14 protein-coding genes are annotated in these 23,256 nt (G+C 69.0%); 4 read left to right on the top strand and 10 right to left on the bottom strand.

Annotated elements, in window-relative coordinates; all coding sequences use genetic code 11:
• Window positions 1–19: 19 nt before the first annotated feature.
• The 5 genes from ABD209_RS02840 to ABD209_RS19725 form a co-directional block, all read right to left on the bottom strand.
• Entirely contained in the window at window positions 20–9,406 is a 9,387-nt protein-coding gene (locus ABD209_RS02840) for an SDR family NAD(P)-dependent oxidoreductase (RefSeq protein ID WP_344061811.1), read from the bottom strand.
• 38 nt (window positions 9,407–9,444) lie between these two features.
• Complete coding sequence (locus ABD209_RS02835; RefSeq protein ID WP_344061808.1) at window positions 9,445–11,151, bottom strand: acyl-CoA dehydrogenase family protein; 1,707 nt, start codon at window positions 11,149–11,151, stop codon at window positions 9,445–9,447.
• A gap of 116 nt (window positions 11,152–11,267) precedes the next feature.
• Window positions 11,268–12,230: an electron transfer flavoprotein subunit alpha/FixB family protein gene (locus ABD209_RS02830; protein ID WP_344061805.1), complete on the bottom strand. Its 963-nt coding sequence runs from the start codon at window positions 12,228–12,230 to the stop codon at window positions 11,268–11,270.
• 44 nt (window positions 12,231–12,274) lie between these two features.
• The gene (locus ABD209_RS02825) at window positions 12,275–13,054 is read right to left on the bottom strand and encodes an electron transfer flavoprotein subunit beta/FixA family protein (RefSeq protein ID WP_344061802.1); all 780 of its coding nucleotides are present in this window, start codon (window positions 13,052–13,054) and stop codon (window positions 12,275–12,277) included.
• Between the two features lie 237 nt (window positions 13,055–13,291).
• On the bottom strand, window positions 13,292–13,984 hold the full coding sequence (locus ABD209_RS19725) for a nucleotidyl transferase AbiEii/AbiGii toxin family protein (protein ID WP_425564546.1): 693 nt from the start codon (window positions 13,982–13,984) through the stop codon (window positions 13,292–13,294).
• A gap of 46 nt (window positions 13,985–14,030) precedes the next feature.
• On the opposite strand from ABD209_RS19725, the gene ABD209_RS02820 reads away from it, so the two are divergent.
• Window positions 14,031–14,213, top strand: coding sequence for a hypothetical protein (locus ABD209_RS02820; RefSeq protein ID WP_344061799.1), 183 nt, complete (start codon window positions 14,031–14,033; stop codon window positions 14,211–14,213).
• A gap of 475 nt (window positions 14,214–14,688) precedes the next feature.
• Here the strand turns inward: ABD209_RS02820 and ABD209_RS02815 are convergent, their stop codons facing one another.
• From ABD209_RS02815 to lipB, 5 genes are all read right to left on the bottom strand, one after another.
• Entirely contained in the window at window positions 14,689–14,961 is a 273-nt protein-coding gene (locus tag ABD209_RS02815; RefSeq protein ID WP_344061796.1) for a hypothetical protein, read from the bottom strand.
• 104 nt (window positions 14,962–15,065) lie between these two features.
• Window positions 15,066–16,490 carry a type I glutamate--ammonia ligase gene (glnA, locus tag ABD209_RS02810; RefSeq protein WP_344061793.1) on the bottom strand — a complete coding sequence of 475 codons (1,425 nt, stop codon included), beginning with the start codon at window positions 16,488–16,490 and terminating at the stop codon, window positions 15,066–15,068.
• 214 nt (window positions 16,491–16,704) lie between these two features.
• Entirely contained in the window at window positions 16,705–17,430 is a 726-nt protein-coding gene (locus ABD209_RS02805) for a DUF4191 domain-containing protein (protein WP_344061790.1), read from the bottom strand.
• 10 nt (window positions 17,431–17,440) lie between these two features.
• Window positions 17,441–18,472 carry a lipoyl synthase gene (gene lipA / locus ABD209_RS02800; RefSeq protein ID WP_344061787.1) on the bottom strand — a complete coding sequence of 344 codons (1,032 nt, stop codon included), beginning with the start codon at window positions 18,470–18,472 and terminating at the stop codon, window positions 17,441–17,443.
• A gap of 64 nt (window positions 18,473–18,536) precedes the next feature.
• A complete protein-coding gene (gene lipB, locus ABD209_RS02795) occupies window positions 18,537–19,277 on the bottom strand; it encodes a lipoyl(octanoyl) transferase LipB (protein WP_344061784.1) in 741 nt (246 codons plus the stop codon).
• Between the two features lie 104 nt (window positions 19,278–19,381).
• On the opposite strand from lipB, the gene ABD209_RS02790 reads away from it, so the two are divergent.
• From ABD209_RS02790 to ABD209_RS02780, 3 genes are read left to right on the top strand one after another with little or no spacing between them, the layout of a single operon-like run.
• Complete coding sequence (locus ABD209_RS02790) at window positions 19,382–20,140, top strand: alpha/beta hydrolase (RefSeq protein WP_344061781.1); 759 nt, start codon at window positions 19,382–19,384, stop codon at window positions 20,138–20,140.
• Complete coding sequence (locus ABD209_RS02785; RefSeq protein WP_344061778.1) at window positions 20,137–22,338, top strand: MMPL family transporter; 2,202 nt, start codon at window positions 20,137–20,139, stop codon at window positions 22,336–22,338. Before ABD209_RS02790 ends, ABD209_RS02785 begins: the two co-directional genes overlap by 4 nt.
• Window positions 22,331–23,209: an LLM class flavin-dependent oxidoreductase gene (locus tag ABD209_RS02780; protein ID WP_344061775.1), complete on the top strand. Its 879-nt coding sequence runs from the start codon at window positions 22,331–22,333 to the stop codon at window positions 23,207–23,209. The genes ABD209_RS02785 and ABD209_RS02780 overlap by 8 nt, the downstream gene beginning before the upstream one ends.
• The last annotated feature ends 47 nt before the right edge of the window (window positions 23,210–23,256 follow it).

The following is a 23,256-nucleotide window of genomic DNA, read 5'->3' as shown; positions in this document are numbered from 1 at the left end:
AGCGGGCCCGGCCGGCAGATCAGGCAAAGACCCGGCTCAGCGCCGCGGCGACATCCTCGCTGAGGTCGCCAGGCAACTGCACCGTCTGGTAGCCGTCGAGCCGCACGACCACCGAACCGGTGGCGTCCGTGACGAGCACATCGAAGCCGCCCGCGCGCGGGGTGGCGCGGGCATACAGCGGGCCGTCGACGGTCGACGGGTCCCGCAGCACGCTGGTGCGGCCGACGCGCATCGGCAGCGCGAGCCGGCCGGCGGTCCCGGCCTCCCACAGGCCCGCGGTCTGGAAGGACAACTCGACCAGCCGCGGCGCCGTGATGAGCGGTGCGTCCGCGGGGGCGTGGTTGTCCGGCAGGTGTGCCGACATCCGCGCGGTCGCCCCGTCGCCGTCCCGCCACGCCTCGTCCACGACCTGGTAGGCCGGGCCGTGGAAGTAGAAGGTGTAGACGAGCCCCTGGTCGAGCGCGCCGCCCGCGGTTGCCTCCGTCGTCACCTCGGCCTGCCCCGGCTCGGGATCGGCCTGCGTGAGCCGGACCGTCCCCGTGAAGTGCGTCGAGATCGTCGGTGCGGCCTGTCCGGGCAACTGGCGGCTGGCGGTCAGGGTGCACCGGGCGAGCAGATCGCCTCCCTCCGGCGTCGGCGAAACGACGGCGCTGATCGTCAGCGTGCGCGGCTCGTCGCGGAAGAACTTCACGGGCGCAGCGAACGAGACGTCCTCGACGCCCGCCACCCGATAGCCCTGCGGCGTAACCAGACTCGCCACCTCCGCGAAAGACTCCATGCCCATGACCCCGGGCAGGACGGGCGTGCCGTCGATGCGGTGGTCATTGAGGAAGGCCTGCTGGGCAGGATCGAGGGTGGTCGTCGACGTGATGCCCGTATGCACGCTGGCCGCCACCTCGCCGACCATCGGACCACACGCGCCGAGTCGATCCGTCGCCAGCCCACCGGTCGGGTGGTACTCGGCCGCCATCGCTCCGAGCACGCCGGCGACGATGACCTCACCGCTGAAGGTCGAGGACTCCAGCTCACGGCGCACCCAGGCGACGCCTGCCTCGGGCGGGAGCATCTGGACACCGGCCATCTCCATGATCTTGGGGATGGATCCGCGCGTCGCCATGCCGATGCCGCCCCAGGCCGTCCAATCCGTCGCCAGCCCGCGGGTCTGCGGGCGGGTGCGGCGCAGGTTGGAGACGACCTTGCAGAGCAGGTCGTTCGCCGCGGAGTAGTCGGTCTGGCCCTGGTTGCCGAAGCGCCCGGCGACCGAGGAGAAGACGACCACCGCACCGACTTCGAGGTCTTTGGCGGCGTGCCAGATGTTGAACCAGCCCGTGGTCTTGACGTCGAAGACGAGGTTGTATTCGCGCGGCTCCTTCTCGGGCAGGTTGCGGCTGATCTCCAGCCCGGCGGCGTGAAGCAGGACGTCGATTTTGCCCGAGCGCTCGCGCACCTCCTCCATGACCACGGCCACGGCGTCGGGATCGGTCAGATCGACGCTGTAGTAGTGCGCCGTGCCGCCGGCATCCTGGACCGTCTCGATCGCGGTGAGGGCGGCCTCCAGACGTTCGAGGCGCGCGATCTCGCGGTCGATGGCGACCGGGGTGGCCTTCTGGCCGGCCTCCTTCAAGCGGGTGGCGATCGTGGCCTTGAGCGCATTGCGGTCGGCGCGGAAGGTCGCCAGATCGGCATCTTCGGGGTCGGGCGTCGGCGTCAGGTCGAGCAGATGGAAGGTCCCGCCGCTCGCCTGGGCCAGGTCGGCCGTGATCGCCGAGACGATGCTGCCCGCGGCGCCCGTGACGACGAAGACGGAGTCGGAGGTCAACGGCATACCGCCGTCGTGCAGCGGGGAACCGTCGTCGTGCAGCGCGGGGAAGGGCTGCTCGACGAAGGCGACGCCGAAGCGCTGTCCCTCCACTCGGCCGACCTCGACGCAGCCGGGGTCACGCAGCGTCTCCTCGATCAGTTGCTCGGCGATCGCGGCGGTCTTGCGGCTCGGCGGGATGTCGACCGCCTTGACGAGGGCGTCGGGGCGTTCCTTCTTGTAGGACTTGGTGAACCCGGTCACCGCGCCGCCCAGCACGCTCGCCGCGCCCGCGGCGTCATAGCCGTGGTAGCCGCCCAGTCGCGTGGCGGTCACGAGGAAGGGGCTGGCATCCCACAGAGCGCGCATCGTGGCGTAGAGGCCCTTGACGCGGCGCTGGAGCGCGCCTTGCCATTCACCGAGCCCGTATGCCGTGACGTCACCTTCGTCGTCGAGTGCCGGCAGCCAGTAGACGCCTGCGATCGGGCCTTCCTCCTGCCACTCGGCGAGGCGGCCGGCGAACTCGTTATCGCTGACTTCCGCGGGTCCGAACAGGACTGTGGCACCGGCCTTTTCGAGGCGCTTGACGAGGGCGTCCGCAACACCCGCGCCATCACCGCGGACGATGACGCGGGCGCCGTCGAGGACGACGCCGGTGTCGACGCAGTTGTCCAAGGCCGGGCGCAGGGACGGGACCGGGATGCGGCGAGGGAGGGCATCGATCGCGCGCAGATCGCCCGAGATGGTCTGGCCGTGCGGATGGACCGCGACCGGGCTTGCAGCCGCGGCCGGGGCAGCGGCCGCTGTTGCGCCGGGGGCCGCGCCACCGAGGCGTTCGCGGACCCAGCCGGCGACGTGGTTCATCGTCGGGAAGTCGCGCAACTTCAGGTTCTCGTCGCGTTCGAGGTCCCAGGCGCCGCGGACGGCGGCGAAGACTTCGGCTTGCTTGACGGTGTCGACGCCGAGGTCGGCTTCGAGGTCGAGGTAGGGGTCGAGCAGGTCGGCGGGGTAGCCGGTCATGTCGGCGACGATCTGGGTGACCTTCGCCAGGACCGAATCCGTCACCCCACGAAGTTCTCCGCTCGTCCCTCGCTCCGATACTTCGCGGGGACCCCGGCCCGTGGCGTCGGGTGCTGCACCCTCCGCCGCACCCGTTGCGGCGGGTGCCGGGCTCTTGGCAGCGGCCGCCGAAGGCTCGGGGATGCCGAGCTTGCCGCGGACCCAGCCGGCGACGTGGTTCATCGTCGGGAAGTCGCGCAGCTTCAGGTTCTCGTCGCGTTCGAGGTCCCAGGCGCCGCGGACGGCGGCGAAGACTTCGGCTTGCTTGACGGTGTCGACGCCGAGGTCGGCTTCGAGGTCGAGGTCGGGGTCGAGCAGGTCGGCCGGGTAGCCGGTTATGTCGGCGACGATCTCGGTGACCTTCGCGAGAACTTCGTCGCCGATCGGTGCCGTTGTGGCGGCGGACGGGGTCTCCGGTGCCGCGGGGCGGGCGGCCGAGGTTACGGGTGTCGTTCCCGCAGAACCCGCCTCGGGCAGGCCGAGCTTGGTGCGGACCCAGCCGGCGACGTGGTTCATCGTCGGGAAGTCGCGCAACTTCAGGTTCTCGTCGCGTTCGAGGTCCCAGGCGCCGCGGACGGCGGCGAAGACTTCGGCTTGCTTGACGGTGTCGACGCCGAGGTCGGCTTCGAGGTCGAGGTCGGGGTCGAGCAGGTCGGCCGGGTAGCCGGTCATGTCGGCGACGATCTCGGTGACCTTCGCGAGGATCTGGTCATCGGCCGCACCCGCCGGAGTTGCGATTGGGGGAGCAGCGACGGGCGATGGTCCAGAGGCGGGTGCGACCGCTGCCGGAGCGTCCGCGGACGGCTCTTGCAGACCGAGCTTGCCGCGGACCCAGCCAGCGACATGGCGCAGGGTGGGGAAGTCGCGCAGCTTGAGGTCCTCGTCGCGTTCGAGATCCCACGAGGAGCGGACCGCGGCGAAGACTTCGGCTTGCTTGACGGTGTCGACGCCGAGGTCGGCTTCGAGGTCGAGGTCGGGGTCGAGCAGGTCGGCCGGGTAGCCGGTCATCTCGGCGACGATTCCCGTGACCCGGTCCAGGATTTCGTCGGTGACCGCGTGGGTGCCCACGAGCCCACCGGTGGACACCATGGCCGCACCCGCCGCGACATCGACGGTCCCGCCCGTGGACAGGGCGCTGCCGGATGCGGCCACGCCTGCCTCGGGCAAGCCCAGCTTGCCGCGGACCCAGCCGGCGACATGGCGCAGGGTGGGGAAGTCGCGCAGCTTAAGGTTCTCGTCGCGCTCCAACTCCCATGCCGAACGGACCGCGGCGAAAACTTCGGCCTGCTTGACGGTGTCGACGCCGAGGTCGGCTTCGAGGTCGAGGTCGGGGTCGAGCAGATCGGCCGGGTAGCCGGTCATCTCGGCGACGATCCCCGTGACCCGGTCCAGGATCGGATCGCCCGCCGGGGCCGCTGGCTCGGGCGGAGTTGCGGGGGCGGCCGGGGCCGCGAGGGCAGATGGCGGCACCGGTGCCGACGGGGTGAGCGGTGCGACCGAAGTGGGTGCACCCGCTGCAGCCGGCTGCGCGACCGGCGACGGCGGGGCCGCCACCGAGGACGCGAACGGCGTTGTCGCGGAAGCGTTTGCGGTGCCAGCGGCGGGTGAGCCGGCAGCGGCGCGCAGGGCCGCGGCATACGGGACGGGGACGTGCGTGGTGAGCGCCACCGGCGTCTTCGGCGCGCCGAGGTCGACGACGCGCAGGCGCCGGTGGTCAACCTCGAGCGTGCTGCCGCTGTGCCCGGAGAGGGTGTCGAGCCAGCGCTGCCAGGCGGCGTTGTCGGCGACCCGGTAGGCATACCCGAGCTCCTGTGGTCCGCGACGCCGGCCGTCGGGTGCCGGGATGCGGCGGGTCAGCGACATCGAGACCTGCGAGCCGAAGCCGGCGGCGAGCCGGAGCGCGTACTCCACTGGGTAGCTCCCGCCACGCGACAAGGTGAGATTGCCGAGGTCGGGGTCGGGCTCCTTGTAGTTCGGGACGGGCGGCACGATGCCGGTCTCCAGGGCCTTGATCGCGACGACATCCTCGATGCCGGCACCCATGGCGTGCCCGGTGAAGCCCTTGGTGTTGGTGATGACGACCTTGTCCGCATCAGGGCCGAAAACCCTTCGCAGAGCGTTGATCTCGGCCGCGGCGGAGCCACCACGGGCCGGCGTGTAGGTCTCGTGCGAGACGAACATCGTCGCGGGCGCGATGAGGTGCCGGTCGTAGCCGCGAGCCTCGGCCTCGGCCACGAGCGACTCCATGACGCCGCCGATGTGCTCGACGTCGAGGCGGGTGCCGTGGAAGGCGCTGTTCGCCGTGATGGTGGCAAGAACCTCGGCAATGGGTGCCAGGCCGCGCTCGCGGGCGGACACCGACGACTCGACGACCAAGGCCGCCGCACCGGTGCCGACGATCATGCCGTGGCGGCGCCGGTCGAAGGGCGTGGCCGCGTCCTCGACCCGCTCGTCGGTGGCAGCGGCGCCGGTTGCGAGGAAGCCGGTCGTGACCCAGGGAAGCAGGTGCTCGCCGGAGGCGTCGTCGGCGGAGACAACGATGACGCGGGCGCAGCGGCCGGCGCGGATCCAGTCCTCGGCCAGCGAGATCGCTTGGGTGGTGCTGGCGCACGCGGAGTTGACCTGCGTGTTCGGGCCGCGGGCGCCGATGATCTCGGCGAACTGCGAGTGGCCCATCGAGAGCACGCGGAAGAGGAAGCGCCGGTCGAAGGCATAGGGCTCCTTCTCCATGGCCGCCCGCAGCTCGGCGATCAGCCGGTCGACCTCGGCGCGCGCCGGGTCATCGGCGGCCATGAGCGCCCGAACTCCTTCCAGCGCAAGGAGGTTGTCGCGCTGGCCGCGGAAGACGACGTACTTCTCGATCTCGTCGGCGAAGCGGTCGTAGCCGGGGAATGCGGACGCGAAGATCACGCCGGTGTCGTCGCGCAGGGCCTCCGGGAGCAGCCACTTGTCGGGCAACTGAGTGCCCAGCGTTGTGGTCTTGTAGCGCATCACCAGCGGTATGCCGGCGTCGCGCATCGCATCGAAGCCCGCCCCGAGCGCGAGCCGGGTCGTGATGTCGAGGGCCTCATCGCGGGCCTTGTCGATGCCGAACTCGGCGACGACATCGAGGGGGGCGTGCACGCCGGCGAGCTTGATGACGTCGGCGGCATTGTCGATGGTCTGGAAGCTACCGCTGCCAGACGCGTCCTTGACGATACGGGTGACGCGCTTGTCGACCATCATCTGGCGCAACTGCGGCGAGAGCACGCTGATGAAGTTCTGGCCGGCGAGGATCCGCGCGATATTGGCATCGTCGAAGACCCGGTCGACACCCGGCAGGCCGAGGGCCGCACCGGTGACGACGACCGGCTCGGTGGCGCCAGGCACGGCTGCCGGAGCCACGGGTGCGGGCAGGCCGGCGAGCGCGGCCGCGCCCGCGCTGTATCCCAGGTCCGCGGCATACAAGCGCAAGCCCTCGTCGAGGACGGAGGCGAAGAGTTTGCCGAGCTCGGCGATGGTCTGATCGGACACAGCGGATCCTTGGCTGGCGGGGCGGATGGCGGCGGGGGCCGCCGGGACCGGCGTGGGCGCCGGGGAGGTCGTCGCGAGGGGGGCCGCGACCGGAACGGTCGAGACGGCCGCCGGTGCAGCGGCGGGTGACGGGGCGGCGTCGGTGAAACCCAGCCCGGCGGCATACAGCCCGCAGAGGGCCTGGTTCACGGCGACCTCGTCGGCGACCTTCGGGTGGTTGGTGTAGAGCGCGACGACATCGTCATGTTGGGAGCCGAGGACGTCCTCGACGAAACCGTGCAGGGCCTTCTTGGGCCCGACCTCGACGAAGACCCGGGCACCCGCGGCATACAGAGTTTCCAGGCCGGCGACGAACTGGACCGGCGATGCGATCTGGCGGCCGGTGTAGTCGAGCATCGTCTCGGTCGTTGCGTCCGCGGGATAGAACTCCCCGGTGACATTGGCGACGATCGGCAGCGTCGGGGGCTTGAGGTCGAGGCGGCGAAGCGCGTCGACGAAGGGCACCGACGCCGGCGCGACGATCTGGGTGTGGAAGGCGTGGCTGACCGGAATACGGGTGGCGTTGATCCCGGCGGCGGCGAAGCGCTCGATGATGCGCTCGACGGCATCGGTCGCGCCGCCGACGACGGCCTGCGAGAAGGAGTTGATATTGGCGACCACGACATAGCCGTCGGCCTCGGCGACGATGCGCCTGATCTCCTCCAACGGCCCGAAGACCGCGGCCATGGCCCCGTTGTCGGCCATCGAGACCTTGGTCATCTCGCGGCCGCGCGCGCTCACCGCTTCGAGGGCGCTCGGCAGCGTCAGGGAGTGGGCGGCAACGAGGGCACCGTATTCACCCAGACTGTGGCCCATCACCATGTCAGGCGCAATCCCGTAGGCCGCGAAGAGCCGCGTCAGCGCGAGATCCGTTGCCAGCACGGCCGGTTGGGTGATCTCGGTCTGCATTAGCTGCTTGTTGAGCGTCTTGACCGCGGCCTCGTCGCTGCTGTCGATGAAGATGAAGGACGTCAGCGGGCGACCCAGCAAGGGGGTCATCACCCGGTCGGCCTCGGCGAACGTCTGGGCGACGATCGGCTCGCGGGCGGCGAGCCCCTTGAGCATGTTGACGTATTGAGAGCCCTGCCCCGTGTAGAGGAAGGCGACCTTCGGCGCCGGGCCGCGCCCGACATAGACGCCCTGCTGGCGCAGCAGCCGGAACGCTGCCGCGTTGCCGCTGGCAAAAGCCTTGAGCAGCTTGTCCACCTTGGCGGCGAGCTCCGCCGCGTCGGCGTAATCAACGGCGACCCGGATCAAGGCGGCACCGATCGCGGGGTCCGGTGCCGTCGGAGCCGGCGCTGTCCCAGCCTTCGCGGCCGCCAGGGCCGCGGTGAGTTGGTCAACGATCTCGCCGTCGGAGCGCCCGCCGATGACGTATGCCCCGCGTAGCGGCACCTTCCGTGGTGCCGCGGGCGCAACCGGTGCCGCGGGGCCGGCCGGCACATTAGGGCTGGCGGGAACGGCCGGGCTGGCGGGTCCGGCGGGCACGGCCGGGCCAGGGGTGCTGACGACGGCGCTGCTGACCGAGGTGGCCGGCACCTCGGCAGCCGCGAAGACCCGCGCCTTCGGCCGGTAGCGCCCGGGCACGTGCTCCTCGAGCACGACATGGAAGTTCGTGCCGCCGAAGCCGAACGCACTGACGGCGCCGCGACGCGCGCCATACGGGCTCTCGGGCCATGCGCGCAGGCCGGTGTTGACCGCGAACGGGGTGGCGCCCCAGTCGACATTCTCGTTGGGGTTGACGAAGTTCAGGCTCGGTGCGAGCACCTTCTCGTGCAACGACATCGTCATCTTGAACAGGCCGGCGGTGCCGGCGGCCGCCTTGAGGTGGCCGATATTGGACTTGACCGAGCCGAGCGCGATCGAGCCGACCGCGGACGTGGATTCACCGAATACGGTTGTCAGAGATGAGAGCTCGGCGGCGTCACCGACGCGGGTCGACGTGCCGTGGGCCTCGACCGCCATCGCGGTGCCCGGGTCGGCGCCGGCGCGCAGCCACGCGCGGCGAACGGCGAGTTGCTGGCCGACGGGGTTGGGCGCGGTGATGCCCTTGCCCTTGCCGTCGGAGCTGCCGCCGACGCCGAGGATCACGGCATAGACGCGGTCTCCGTCGCGTTCGGCGTCCTCGAGGCGCTTGAGGACGACGAGCGCCGCACCCTCGCCCATGACGAATCCGTCGGCGCCGGCGTCGAAGGGCCGAGTCCCGGTAGCCGAGAGCGCGCCGATCTTGCAGAACTTCACGAAGGCATCGATGCCCATATTGCGATCGACGCCACCGGTGACGACCGCGTCGTACTGGTGGTCGACGAGGCCGTCGATGGCCGCGTTGAGGGCGGCGAGTCCGGAGGCGCAGGCCGCGTCGGTGGTGAAGTTGGGGCCGCGCAGGTTGAGCAGATTGCAGACCCGGCCGGCGATGACATTCGCGAGTTCACCGGGCATGGTGTCCTCGGTGATCTCGAAGGTGTTGTCGAGATAGCCCGCCCGGGTTTCCTCCACGATGGCCCGCTGCACGTCGGCGGGCAGGCCCTTGAGGGTGGGGGAGGACTCGAGGCGGCTGAGCACCTCGGGGAGTCGGATGCGCATCGAGGAGCTGTAGTGCTTCTCACCGCCGAGGGCATTGCCCAGAATGACGGCGACATTGTCGGAGTCCACCGACCAATTGGGCCAGCCGGCGTCGATCAGGGCCGCCCGCGCGGCGCTGACCGCCCATCGCTGGCCTTCGTCCATCTGGGCCGCGACGGTCGGGGGGATCGGCAACCGCCACTGGATCGGGTTCCAGTCGAACTCCCGGACCCAGCCGCCGATTTTGGAGTAGGTCTTGTCCCGGGCACTGTGGTCGGGGTCGAAGTAGAGCGCCGGGTCCCAGCGCTCCGGCGGCACGTCGGTGACGCTGTAGCGGCCACCTTTGATGTTGTCCCAGAAGGCCGCTGCCGACGGCGCTTGCGGCATGATGGCCGCCACTCCGACGATGGCTACCGGTCGTGGTGCTGTGGTCATTTCCGTTTCGCTCCCCGCGTTCCGTGCTCGGTCGTTCGTCACTCGCCCACGCGCCCGTAGAGGACGTCGGCGATGTAGTCCATGTCGGACAGGGCACCCGCCTGGGCGGCCCGGATGGCATCGGCCGGTATGCCGGCGAGCGTGGCCAACGCCGGTGACCCCGCGTCCGCCGCGCCCGCGACCCACCGCGGGCCGTCGAGCGCGACGCGCTGCGCGGCTTCCCGGGCATACACCCGGGACATAGCGCTGGTCGCGGCCCCGTCGAACCGGCCGGGGTTCTTCGCGTGGCGCGTGCCGTCCTGCGCGGCGGCGGCGGCCTGGGCGAAGACGGCCGCGCCCTCGGTGTAGGCGATCAGTTCGCCGAGCCGGAAGAGCACGTGCTGGCTGCGCGTCAGCCGCCCCACCTTGCACGCCTCGAGCACCGCGGCCATCGAGCGTGCGGCGAGCGCCGCGATGCCGGCTCCGACGTCGCTCTTCTGGGCGTGCAGGGCGTCGAGTTGGGACGCGAGATCCGTGTAACGGCGGCCGAGGCTCTTGAGGTGCAACTGCCACCGGTCACGCGCGATGGTCATCTCCATGATCTCGGAGGTGCCCTCATAGATCGTGGTGATGCGCACATCGCGGCGGATCTTCTCCACGACATACGGCCGGGTGTAGCCGTAGCCGCCGTGGGCCTGGATGGCGGCGTCGGCGGCGGCGTTACCCGCTTCTGTCGCAAGGTATTTCGCGATCGCGCCCTCGGTGTTCATGGCGCCGTTCTCGCCGAGCCCGCGGTCGATCTTGTCAGCCGTGTCCTCCATGAATGCGCGCGCCGCTTCGAGGCGAACAGCGTGCGGGACGATCAGCTTGTGGGTGAAGCCCTGCTTCTCCGCAAGCGGGCCGCCGCCCTGGATGCGCTCCTTGGAGTAGGCGATTGCGCGATCCAGTGCCTCCCAGCCGCCACCGAGCCCGAAGGCGGCAACCATCAACCGGGTGTAACCAAAGACCTGCTGCGCCTGGATCAGGCCCTTGCCCGGCTCGGTACCGATCAGATTGTGGGCCGGGACGACGACGTCGTCGAGGAAGAGGGGCGCGGTGTTGGACAGGCGCAGCCCGTGCTTGTCCTCCGGCGGCCCGGCGCTGAAGCCGGGGGTGTCCTTCGAGACGACGAACCAGGTCGGGCCCTCCGGCGTCGCCGCAAGGATCGTGGAGAAGTCCGCGATCGAGCCGTTGGAGATCCACTGCTTGCGACCATTGATCCGGTATGCCGTGATCTCACCGTCGTCACCGAAGATCGGTTCCGCGGTGGTGGTCATCGCCCCGAGGTCGGAGCCGGCTTCCGGCTCGGTGGCGCCATAGGCGAAGACGACGCCCTGCTCGGCGATCGCGCCGAGCCACTCCTGCTTCTGCTCCTCGGTCGCCCCCACGACGATCGGGTCGGAGCCGAGGAAGGTGGCGAAGACGGCAGTGGCGAGGCCAATGTCCTTGCGCCCCATGGCTTCACAGACGCGGTAGCTGTCGAAGGCGCCGCCGTCCATGCCGCCATACGTCTCGGGAATGAAGACGAGCTGGACGCCGAGGGTGTCGGGGTCCGACATAGCCCGGACGATATCCTCGGGGCAGGTGTCCTCATGATCCAGATCGAGGACGAGCTGTGGCGGCAGGGCCTCGTCGACGAAGTCGCCGAGCGCCTCGATCATCATCTTCAGCGTTGGCAGGTCGAGTCCGGCGCCGCCGACGTGGCCAGTGGTGGGGGTGTCAGTCATGGGTATTCCTCGGGTCGGGGCGTCGGGGTGGTGTGGTCTGGGTGCCGCTGCCGGTCGTGGAGCGGTGCCGCCCGGGGCCGGCCGGCTCCGGCCGGGCCACGGTGCGGTAGTGGGCGTCAGCCGCGTCGCTTGCCGATCTCGTCGACAAGTGCGGGGAGGATCTGGTGCAGGTCGCCCACGACACCGAAGTCGGCGATGGCGAAGATCGGGGCGTTGGCGTCCTTGTTGACGGTGACGATGGTCTTGCTCGACTGCATCCCTGCACGGTGCTGGATGGCGCCGCTGACGCCCGCCGCGACATACAGAGCGGGGGCAACGGTCTTGCCGGTCTGGCCGACCTGGATGTCGTGCCCGGCCCAGCCGAGGTCGGTGATCGCGCGGGTGGCCCCGACCGCGCCGCCGAGGGCGTCGGCGAGTTGATCGATGACGGCGAAACCCTCCGGTGAGCCCACGCCGCGACCACCGGCGACGACGGTCGCGGCATCGGTCAGGTCGGGTCGGCCGGTGCTGCCTTTGGGGTTGCGGGCGGTGATCGCCGCGCCCTTGGCGGTCGCGCTGAGGTCGACGGCCACGGCCTCGACCGCGGTGGCCGAGGGTGCTTCGGTGGCCGCAATTGTGTTGGGGCGCATGGTGATCACGGCCGGTCCGCGGGTCACGACACTGGTGGCGTGGTAGGCGCCGGAGACGATCGACTGGGTCGCGACGACCTGGCCGGCCTCGAGGGCGACCGAGGTGGCGTCGCTGACCAGGCCCGAGTCGAGGCGCACGGCGAGGCGAGCCGCGATGTCCTTGCCCTCAGGGCCGGAGGTGATCAGGACGGCGGTTGGGCTGGTCTGCGCGGCCACGACCCCGAGGGCGTCGACCTTGGGCACGGCGAGGAAGTCGTCGATGCCGTCGGCAGTGATGCTGTAGACCGTGGCGGCACCATGAGCGCCGAGAGCGGCGGTGACGTCATCGGCGACCGGACCGCAGACCACCGCGGCGGGCTCACCGAGCGCTCGCGCGGCGGTGAGCAGTTCGAGGGTGGCCTTGCGGACACCGGTGGGGGTGACGTCGGCGAGGACGAGAACGGTGGACACGTGGGGTTTCCTTTGCAGCTTGAGCGGCGGTCGCCGAGAGTCGGTCAGAGGAGGCCGCGAGCGGCGAGGAAGTCGGCGAGTTGGGCGGCTCCGGTGCCGTCGTCGGTGATGACGGTGCCGGCGGCGCGCGGCGGGGCCGGGGCGATCGCGCGGACCTGCACGGCGGCAGCGCCCGCGCCGACGAGGGCCGGCTCGATGCCGAGGTCGGCGAGGGAGAGCGTCTCGAAGGGCTTCTTCTTGGCCATCATGATCTGCCGGAAGGCCGGGTAGCGGGCTTCACCGCTCTGGTCGGTGATGGAGACGACGGCCGGCAAGGCGGTGGTCACCTCGAGGCTGGCCGTGTCGCCGTCGCGGGTGGTCTTGACGTTTTCGCCTTCCAGCGCAATGGTTTTGGCGAAGGTGGCTTGGTTCGCGCCCAGGCGTTCGGCGACCATCGACGGCATGGCCGACATTTCGGCGTCGGTGGAGGCCATGCCGGTCAGGACCAGGTCGTAGCCGATCTTCTCCAGGGCCTTGGCCAGCACGAGCGAGGTGCCGAGAGCGTCGCTCCCGTGGATGCCGTCGTCGATGACGTGGACGGCCTGGCCGGCGCCCATGGCGAGCGCCTTCATCAGGGCCTCGCGGGCTTGAGCTGGCCCGACGCTCAGGACGGTGACCTCGGCTGAGGCGCCGCCTTCGACGAGGCGCACGGCTTGCTCCACGGCATACTCGTCGAGCTCGGAGAGGTGCCCTTCGATGCCCGCACGATCGAGGGTCAGGTCGGGTCCGAACTTCCAGACAGCGGTGGATTCTGGCACGTACTTCACGAGCACGACGATCTTCATCTAGGCCCCTTGTATTCGGCTGTCCTGCTGGTTGAGCGCCCTCGGCTTCGTCGCCGGTTGCGTTGCAATCGACGCTACTCGCGTGCCGGAAGTGCGTCCTGCCGTCTGGACACCTGCGGGGCTGTACAGTGCGTCACTCAGCAAGCGCTTGCTTAGAGCGTGTCAGTCGCGGGGTGGCGCCCTTTTGGCATGAAAGTGGTTGCGCGGCAATGCATTCGGGCGCAATCGAGTTGATGGTCAACCCGACGAGCCGCCCGTATGCCGTGGCCTGCCGCCCCGGCCCGCCGCGCGTTGGCGTGTGCTCGGGGAGTACAGCACCGTTATCGGTGACCACATGCCGGACGCGCTTGATTTCGGCCCCGGGCCTACCTCGTGCGGGCGGTGCTTGCCATGCGTGCGCACCTGGTCGAGTGGTGTCAACACGCCGCTCGAGCGCCTCGGCTGTCGGCGTGTTGCCGACTCTCGACTCAGATTCGCGTCGGACCGGACTCCCAGGCCAGAGCCACTGGGTTCCAGATGGCCGACGGCGCGTCGCTGTCGAGTGCGGGATCGATGAACGCCGCAGTCAAGGCGGCCGCGCTCTCGGCGGTGTGGCGCTCTGCGGTCGGGACGGCCCGTGGCTGTGGCAGCGTAAGTGCCGTGCCAGGCGGGAGGAATGTCGAGGTGGCCGAAGGCCGCGATCCCACTCATGCGCCTCTTGGCATGAATCGCGACGCGCAACACGTCGAGGTCCACGCGTTGGGTGTGGGCGAAGACGACCAAATCGACCAGGTCCTTGACTCGGCTCCTACGTCGTCGGTCTGGGTAGTTGGTTTCCATCGTGGCGCAGACCTTGTCGGCGATCTGATCGACCATCGGGTAGAGCCGATAGGGATGAGTGGTGAGCGGTCGGCGCGGGTAGAGCCGGTTGGCTGGTTCCACGACCTCCACCGCGCCGATCGGGGGCCGGGCCGATGACGACGTCGACAGTCTCCACGTGCATATCGGTGTCGGCGTCCATGCAAGTAAATACGTAGCGACGCATGGCCACGCCGGGTTGATTTTGACCCCTGCCAATGGGGATGGAACGGATCAAGCGGAAGGTGATCTGGTCGCCCGGATCGACGGATACAAGCTCGGTATGCGCGCGTTCGGCCCCATCAAGATGGACAGCCTTTAGCGCCGCGAGGTCGACATCTCTGGTGGTGCGCGACCGAGGCACCCGCGCCAGCACGCTTATCCCACCCTTGAGCATCCGGAGGCTTCACCATTGGCGAAGACGCGTGAGAGGAATCTGTCGAATCGCGCTTGGCGAATCTCGCGTCGACGGTCGCGGCGCTCACTCCTGGGCCGGCCTTCGCAGCGGACTTGCGCGCGGCAGCTTTGATCGCGAGTTCAAGAGATGGCCAATCGTGATAGGGCTCAAGCGGTTCGGCCATCGCGCCACGCCTCGGGATGGATCCCGGCGCGTTCGAGTAGGGTGGCCGAGAACTCGCGCCCATCGAGCTTTCGACGGCGTGCGACCGAAATCGGCGACTCGTCCAGCCGTTGGCGCGAACGTACTTTGTTGCTCCGCACAGCGTCGCCCAGTGCGTCGACGACCAGTGACTCGTCAATGCGGAGGTCGACCAGGTCGGCGACGGTCCTTTCGACGGTCAGGCAAGGTAGCCCGTCAACGGAATCACGTCCTCGCGGGTCAGTGTGCGAATGCGCAGTCTGACGCCAGGGATACGCGTGGTCTTGCGCTCTGACACGATGACGTCGTATGTGGCAGGAATGAAGTCCCCGATTCCATGGGCGACTGCCGCAGTCTCGCCGGCCTCGACCACCGCGGCCACCCCATTAGCCGTGCGTGGTTTGGTCGCACCACCGAGCGTAAGCCACGTCGCGTAGATCGCTTCGTGGGCTTGGGGCGGTGCGCCGGTCATGCGATAGCAGTTGGACAGGTGTCTGCCGCTACCAATGCACGACGCACAGCAAGGGCCGGGGGAGCGGTTGCTCCCCCAGCCCTTGCCGGACATCGCAGGCGCGATCAGATGTCGTAGTACATCTCGAACTCGTGCGGGTGCGGGCGGAAACGGATCGGGTCGATCTCGTTCTTGCGCTTGTACTCGATCCAGGTGTCGATGACGTCCTGGGTGAAGACGTCGCCTTCGAGCAGGAACTCGTGGTCGGCCTCAAGCGCGTCGAGCACCTCACCGAGCGAGCCGGGGACCTGCTTGATCTCCGCGTGCTCCTCCGGCGGCAGCTCGTAGAGATCCTTGTCCACCGGCTCCGGGGGCTCGATGCGGTTCTTGATCCCGTCGAGTCCGGCCATCAGCTGGGCGGCGAAGGCGAGGTAGGGGTTGCACGAGGGGTCCGGAATACGGAACTCGATGCGCTTGGCCTTCGGCGACGCGCCCGCGATCGGGATGCGGATGCAGGCCGATCGGTTGCGGGCGGAGTAGACCAGGTTGACGGGCGCCTCATACCCCGGCACGAGGCGGTGGTAGGAGTTGACGGTCGGATTGGTGAAGGCGAGGACCGCGGGGGCGTGCTTCAGCAGGCCGCCGATGTACCAGCGCGCGATGTCGGACAGGCCGCCATACCCGCGCTCGTCGTAGAAGAGCGGCTCGCCGTTCTTCCACAGCGACTGGTGGGTGTGCATGCCCGAGCCGTTGTCGCCGAACACCGGCTTCGGCATGAAGGTGGCCGACTTGCCGTTGTGCCACGCGGTGTTCTTGACGACGTACTTGAACTTCATCATGTCGTCGCCGGAGTGCAGCAGCGTGTTGAAGCGGTAGTTGATCTCCTGCTGCCCACCCGAGGCGACCTCGTGGTGCGAGCGCTCGACCGTCAGGCCGACGTCCTTGAGCTTGAGGCAGATTTCGTCGCGGATGTCGGCGAAGTGATCGACGGGGGAGACGGGGAAGTAGCCGCCCTTCATCCGCGGCTTGTAGCCGAGGTTGCCGCCCTCCTCGACCTTTCCGGTGTTCCACACGGCGGCCTTGGAGTCGAGGTAGTAGAAGGACTCGTTCGCCGACGTCTTGAAACGCACGTCGTCGAAGAGGAAGAACTCGGCCTCGGCGCCGAAGTAGGCGGTGTCGGCGATGCCGGTGAACTTCAGGTAGGCCTCGGCCTTCGCGGCAATATTGCGCGGGTCGCGGCTGTAAGGCTCGTCGGTGAAGGGGTCCACGATCGAGAAGTTCATGACCAGCGTCTTCTCGACCCGGAAGGGGTCGATGAAGGCGGTCGCGACGTCGGGGAGCAGCTTCATGTCGGACTCGTGGATGGCCTGGAAGCCACGGATCGAGGAGCCGTCGAAGGCCTGTCCCACGGTGAAGAAGTCTTCGTCGAGGCTCTCGGCGGGCACGTTGAAGTGCTGCATGATGCCGGGCAGGTCGCAGAAGCGAATGTCGACGAACTTGACGTCGTTCTCCTTGATGTAGGAGAGCACGTCGTCAGCGGTGCTGAACAAGAAAACCTCCTGTGCGGGGTGAGTGGGCGCGTACGCTCGCCCATGCGTTGGGCCCAACATACGAGTGCCGGATTAATCGATAGTCACCCGTCTGTTTCGCGCGTGTTACGTGATCCCGCTCGTCTCGCCGTCCGAGACAGCCCGCCCGTATGCCGGATGCTCGCCCGCGGGCGCGTGTCACCGGCCGCTGGCGACGGGCGGCGCTCTGGCGCCCTTAGCGGCCGCGCAGGGAGCGACGGTCCATGCGGACCTTGGTGGGGTCGATGCCGGCGGGGATGCCCTGGCGGATGCTCGGGATCGACTTCAGGCGGCGGTTGACCGTGGCCATCTCGTCATTGGTCAGCACGGGCTTGAGCTTGGCCAAGGTCCGGGTGATCTTGCGCGCGCCGATCTGGCCCTCGCCGTCGCCGACATACAAGGTGTGCACGGGCACACCGGGGGCGACCCGGTTGACCTTCTTGACTTCCTTCTCGACCAGCTTCTTGGCGCGCGGCAACGGGCCCTCGCCGAGGAGCACAACGCCCGGGCGGCCAAGGGCACGGAAGACGACCGCGGCGTTGGCGATTTCCTGCGGGCGAGCGACGTCCGCCGCCACCGGCTCCTGGTCGTAATACCAGCCCTTGCGCAGCGTCGACAGGGCGCCGGCGCTCTGACCGACCTTGCCCTCCATCTGCCCGAAGGCCGCCCGCTCACCCCGTCGCGAGAGCACGATCATCGCGGCGAGCGCGGCCAGCGGCAAGCCGATGATCGTGAAGTAGATCCAGTGGTTGAGCAGCAGCCCGATCAGGAGGAAGACCCCCAGGACGCCGAGGAAGACCCCCATCACCCACCAGGTGATGGTCGGGTCGATGGCCTTGACCGCCTTGAAGACCGTCGCGATCTGCTTGAACGGGTTGTTGCGCTTCTTCTTCGGCGCCTCGGCGGCGTCCTTGGTGGCCATGCGACGCAGTTTACGTCGTGGCGGTCCCGCTCAGCCCACGCGCGAGAAGCGCCGACGCCTCCTGGCGTGCCGGCGCGTCCAGCCCTTCGGCCAGGTGCGTCAGATGAGCCGGTATGACGCGTCCCCACTTGGTCATCGCGCTCGCCCACAGCCGCCCCGCCCGGTAGGAACTACGCACCAGCGGCCCGGCCATGACCCCCTTGAAGCCCATGTCCTCGGCCACCGAGCTCCAGTGCACGAACTCCTCCGGCTTGACCCACCGGTCGATCGGGTGGTGGTTCGGTGACGGCCGCAAATACTGGGTGACGGTCAGGATGTCGCACCCCGCGTCATACAGATCGGCGATCGCCTGGGCGATCTCGTCCTCACGCTCGCCCATCCCGAGGATGAGATTGGACTTGGTGACCAGCCCGTCCGTGCGCGCCATCGACAACACCCGCAGCGACTTGTCATAGGTGAAGGCGGGACGGATGCGCTTGAAGATCCGGGGCACCGTCTCCAGGTTGTGGGCGAAGACCTCAGGCCGGGCGTCGAAGACCTGCCCGACCAACTCCGGGCGGGCACCGAAGTCCGGCGGCAGGATCTCGACCCCGGTGTTGGGGTTGAGCTCGTGGATGGCGCGGATCGTTGCGGCAAACAGGCTGGCGGCGCCGTCGGGCTGGTCGTCGCGCGCCACGCCCGTGACGGTCGAATAGCGCAGCCCCATCGACTTCACGGACTCCGCGACCCGGCGCGGCTCATCGGGGTCGAGCGGCTGCGGGCGACCGGTCGCGATATCGCAGAAGTCGCAGCGCCGCGTGCAGGTGTCGCCACCGATGAGGAAGGTCGCCTCGCGATCCTCCCAGCACTCAAAGATGTTGGGACAGCCGGCTTCCTGGCAGACGGTGTGCAGGCCTTCGCCCTTGACCATCTTGTCGATCTCGGTGAATCGCGGCCCCATCTTGACGGTGGTGCGGATCCACGCAGGCTTGCGCTCGATGGGCGTCTCGGCATTGCGTGCCTCGACCCGCAGCAGCTTGCGTCCTTCGGGGGCGATCGTCACGGGCCCCAGCCTACGTCCGTATGCCGGCGCCCCCGGCCGTGCGTGGCTCCCGGTACACCTCGGCTCAGGCGACTGAGACGGGCCTGGGGACGAGCGGGGTGGCGGGGGCCGGGCCGTCCTCAGATCCATCCGTCCCGGCGGACGACGCGGGTGCGAAGGCCGCCGAGAGCGGTACGAGGGCGAGCATCTCGGTGAGGTGGGCCTCGGCATACGGCAGGATGTCGGCGACCGTGATCGGGCGACCGGCTTCGATGGTGAGCGAGGAGACGCCGGCATCGGCGATCCCGCAGGCGACGATATTGTCCGCCCACGCCAGGTCGGCATCGGCGTTCAGCGCAAAACCGTGCATCGTCACTCGCTGGCTCACGCGCACCCCGATGGCCCCGAGTTTGCGGTCCGGGCCGCGCTCGTCGGCGCGCACCCACACGCCGCTTCGGCCCGCGACGCGCTCGACCGCGACGCCGAAGTCGGCGCACGTGCGGATCATGACCTCTTCGAGCCGGCGCACGTGGGCGACCACGTCGATCGGGTCCGGGAGCGTGACGATCGGGTAGCCGACCAACTGCCCCGGCCCGTGCCAGGTGATCTTGCCGCCCCGGTCGACGTCGATGACCCGCGTTCCGTCGAACGGCCGCTCGTGGGGCTCGGTGCGTTTGCCCGCCGTATAGACGGCCGCATGCTCGAGCAGCAGAACGGTGTCAGGGAGCGTGCCCGCGACGACCTGCGCGTGAACCGCGCGCTGGTGTTCCCACGCCTGCTCGTAATCGACGAAGTCGGGCGCAAAGCCGAGGTGTTCGAAACGCATGCACCGACGGTATGCCGTTCCCGCCCGGTGCGCACCGCCCGCTCCTTATCGGCCGCTGTCGGTGGCTGCCCGTAGGGTGGGCGCAGTCGAGAAAGGGGCTGCGTGTGGCGCTGTTGACGGTGGACTTCTTCGCCGAGACCTTGGAAGTGGGCACGTCCATGATGATCGTGCTCCCGCAGGTGACGGCAGAACAGGTTGGGGTCGAGGCCGCGGGGGTCGTTACCGATTTCCCGGTGCTCTACCTCCTGCACGGGATGTCCGACGACCACACGGCCTGGCTGCGCTACACCAGCGTCGAGCGGTATGCCGCGGAGCGTGGGCTGGCTGTCGTCATGCCTGCCGTGCACCGCAGTTTCTATGCCAACGAACGGCACGGCCACGCCTATTGGGATTTCGTCTCCGACGAGTTGCCGCGGATCGTCGGCAACTTCGTCAAGGTCACTGCCGACCCCGCGCGCACCTATGTTGCTGGGCTGTCGATGGGCGGGTATGGCGCGCTCAAGCTCGCGCTGAACTTCCCCGACCGCTTCGCCGCGGCCGCATCGCTGTCCGGGGCGCTCGACCTGCGCTGGCTGATGGAGCGACCCGAGCGACGGGAAGAGGTGTCCGGGCGCATCTTCGGCGGCGACCTCGACGCGACCGAGGACCTGATGGCGCTGGTCGAGCGCGGCCAGGCGCCGCCGCTGCTGATCGGCTGCGGCACCGAGGATCGCCTGTATGACGGCAATGTCGCCTTTGCCGAGCGCGCGAGAGCCGTGGGCCTTGACGTCACGACCGACTTCCGGATTGGAGATCACGAGTGGTCGCTGTGGGACGCCCAGCTGCCGAGGGTGATGGACTTCGTGATGGGAGCGGGGCAATGAGCACGAATCCGACCCCAAGGATCACGACGGGGACCGCCGGGCGGAAGGGGGGGTCGCGGCGTCCTCGGCTGCTCGCCGCATTGGTCGCGCTGGCGTGGTTGTTGCTCGCCGGCGTCGGCGGACCCCTCGTCGGGAAGCTCGCGGAGGTGCAGAAGAACGACAACGCCTCCTTCCTGCCGGCCAGTGCCGAATCCACTGAGGTCACCAATCTGGTCGCGAAGTTCTCCGACTCGACGTCGCTGCCCTTTCTGATCGTCACCGAGAGTTCCGGTGCCTTGACCGAGACCGACATGGGTGCCATGTCCGGCTTTGCCAAGGCGGTGCCTGAGCTGCCGTTGCCGAAACTCGGGGCGGGGCGCACCCTGGGCGAGTTTCTCTCTGGGCCGGTCGTCGGACCGGTCCCGAGCGCGGACACCAAGGCGACCTTGACCATCGTCAACCTCGACGCCGACAAGGCCTCGGAGACGATCAACTCCACCTCACCGCTCTTCGAGGCCGCCAAAGCCCTGCGTGCCGAGTTGGCGAAGGACACGACCGGTACGACCACGTCGGGTTATGTCACCGGTCCGGGCGGTTTGCTCGCCGACTTCATCACCATCTTCGAAGGGATCGACGGCGTTCTGCTCGGGGTTGCGCTGGTCGTGGTCCTGGTGATCCTGCTGATCGTCTATCGCAGCCCGATCCTGCCCATTGCGGTGTTGCTGAGCGCCATCTTCGGGCTGGCGTTGGCCGCGCTCGCCGTGTACCCGCTGGCGAAGGCAGGACATATCGCGTTGTCGGGGCAGTCGCAGGGGATCATGTTCATCCTGGTCGTGGGCGCGGCGACGGACTACGCCCTGTTGTTGGTCAGCCGCTTCCGCGAGGCCCTGCATGACACGAGCGACACCTGGGTTGCGATGAAGTCCGCTTGGCGCGGCTCGGTCGAGCCGATTCTGGCCAGCGGGGCCACAGTCATCCTCGGCCTGCTGTGCCTGATGCTCTCGAAGCTGGGTAGCACCGCGGGTCTGGGACCGGTGGGTGCGCTCGGGATCGCCGGGGCCATGATCGCCTCGCTGACCTTCCTGCCGGCGGTACTCCTGGTGATCGGGCGGCGCGCGTTCTGGCCGATGGTGCCCAAGGTCGACCACCGCCATCTCGAGGACGCCTTGGAGACCCGGGGCATCTGGGGGCGGGTGGCCAAACTCGTGGGCGCCCACCCGCGGCGGACGTGGGTGTTGACCCTCGCCGGGTTGCTCGCGCTGGCCGCATTCCTGCCGACCTTCAAGGCCGAGGGCGTCTCCACCTCCGAGTTGTTCCTCAACAAGACCGACTCGGTGACCGGCAGTGAAGTCTTGGCCCGCCACTTCCCGGCCGGCGCCGGTCAACCGGTGCAGATCATCGCCCCCCAGGCCGTCGCCCAAGGGGTTGTCGACCGGCTCGGCAGCGAGAAGGGTGTCTCCGATCCCGTCATCGGGCTCGGGGGCGGAGCCCCGCCGCCGGCCGCTATCGACGGCCTGGTGCCCATCACCGCCGTGCTGACCGTGCCCGCCGACTCGCCCGAGGCTACCGAGATCGTCAAGCGGCTGAGGGCCGACCTCGATGCCGTCTCGCCGGATGCTCTCGTCGGCGGCACGACGGCCATCAACCTCGATGTCCTCGATGCCACCAATCGCGACCTCAAGGTGATCATCCCGGCCACCTTGCTGGTGATCTTCGTGGTGCTGGCCCTGTTGCTGCGATCCCTGGTCGCCCCCGTGATCTTGGTCGTCGCCAACCTGGTCTCCTTCGGCGCCACCATCGGAGCATCAGCGCTGGCCTTCAACCACCTCTTCGACTTCCCCGGCTCGGACCCGGCGACGCCGCTCTACGGCTTCGTCTTCCTCGTGGCCCTCGGCATCGACTATTCGATCTTCTTGATGACCAGGGTGCGAGAGGAGTCGCAACGCCGCGGCACCAGGCCAGGGATCCTCGTGGCGCTCGCAGTCACCGGCGGGGTGATCACGTCGGCGGGCATCGTGCTCGCGGCGACCTTCTCCTCGCTCGCGGTGCTGCCGCTGATTTTCCTCGCCCAGATCGGTTTCATCGTTGCTCTGGGCGTGCTGATCGACACCTTGATCGTCCGGTCGCTGCTGGTCCCCGCCTTCTCGTATGACGTGGGCTCGCGCATCTGGGCACCCTCGGTCCTGGCGCGCGCCGACCGCGCGGGGGCCGATGCCTGACCACATCCGGGTCGGTGTGACGATCCTGCCCGACCGGCCGTGGGCGCAGGCCGAGCGGGACTGGCGGTTGGCCGAGGATCTCGGCTTCGACCACGCCTGGACCTACGACCACATGAGCTGGGAGCCGATGCGCGGCTCGCCGTGGTTCGCGGCCATCCCGACGCTGGTGGCAGCGGCCCTGAACACAACGCGCATCGGGCTGGGCACTCTGGTGTCCTCGCCCAACAATCATCACCCGGCGCAGTTCATCCGCGAAATCCTTGCGCTGCACGACATCTCGGCGGGACGCTTCCTGCTCGGAGTCGGCGCCGGGGGCAACCTGGACGCCGAACTGACGCACGCCGGCATACGGCTGGGGGAGCGGACGCGCCGGTTCGGTGAGTTCGTCGATTTCCTCGATCGGCTGCTGCGCGAGAACCCGGTCACCGTCGACGGCGACTGGTATGCCAGTGCGGGTGCCGGCAGCCTGCCGGGCCCGGTCAATGCCGGCGGGGCGCTCGGGGTGCCGCTCATCGTGGCGGCCAACGGCCCGCGGGCCATCCGCCTGGCCGTCGAACGTGGCGACGGCTGGCTGACCTATGCCGGACGAGCGGACGACGGCCCGGCGTGGTGGCGCCTGGTCGCCGAGGTCGTTGCGCGCGCCGAGGAGGAGATCGAGCGGCAGGGTCGCACACGAGCGCTGGCGCGCTATCTGTCCCTGGACTCCTGCCCCGACTACGCCTTCGCGGGCGTCGACGCCTTCGAGCACGCCGTCGGCCGGGCCGCCGACCTCGGCTTCACCGATGTCGTCTGCCCCTGGCCGCGTTCCTCGAAGCCGTATGCCGGCGACGAGGCCATTGTCGGCTCAATCATGGGCCGTTTGTCCGCTTGACCCGACGTGCCGCTGCGTCGAGTAGGTCCTCGCTCACGACCCGTTTG

The sequence above is a fragment of the Nostocoides vanveenii genome (assembly GCF_039531165.1).
Taxonomy (GTDB): domain Bacteria; phylum Actinomycetota; class Actinomycetes; order Actinomycetales; family Dermatophilaceae; genus Nostocoides_A; species Nostocoides_A vanveenii.
Note: the sequence above shows the minus strand (reverse complement) of the source record. Positions and strands in the feature narration are given on the sequence as shown.

Excerpts from the sequence above, each read along its gene's own strand:
- ABD209_RS02840 (WP_344061811.1), bottom strand. The coding sequence starts at position 9,406 with ATGACCACAGCACCACGACCGGTAGCCATCGTCGGAGTGGCGGCCATC.
- ABD209_RS02835 (WP_344061808.1), bottom strand. The coding sequence starts at position 11,151 with ATGACTGACACCCCCACCACTGGCCACGTCGGCGGCGCCGGACTCGAC.
- ABD209_RS02825 (WP_344061802.1), bottom strand. The coding sequence starts at position 13,054 with ATGAAGATCGTCGTGCTCGTGAAGTACGTGCCAGAATCCACCGCTGTC.
- ABD209_RS02815 (WP_344061796.1), bottom strand. The coding sequence starts at position 14,961 with ATGACCGGCGCACCGCCCCAAGCCCACGAAGCGATCTACGCGACGTGG.
- ABD209_RS02805 (WP_344061790.1), bottom strand. The coding sequence starts at position 17,430 with ATGGCCACCAAGGACGCCGCCGAGGCGCCGAAGAAGAAGCGCAACAAC.
- lipB (WP_344061784.1), bottom strand. The coding sequence starts at position 19,277 with ATGCGTTTCGAACACCTCGGCTTTGCGCCCGACTTCGTCGATTACGAG.
- ABD209_RS02785 (WP_344061778.1), top strand. The coding sequence starts at position 20,137 with ATGAGCACGAATCCGACCCCAAGGATCACGACGGGGACCGCCGGGCGG.
- ABD209_RS02780 (WP_344061775.1), top strand. The coding sequence starts at position 22,331 with ATGCCTGACCACATCCGGGTCGGTGTGACGATCCTGCCCGACCGGCCG.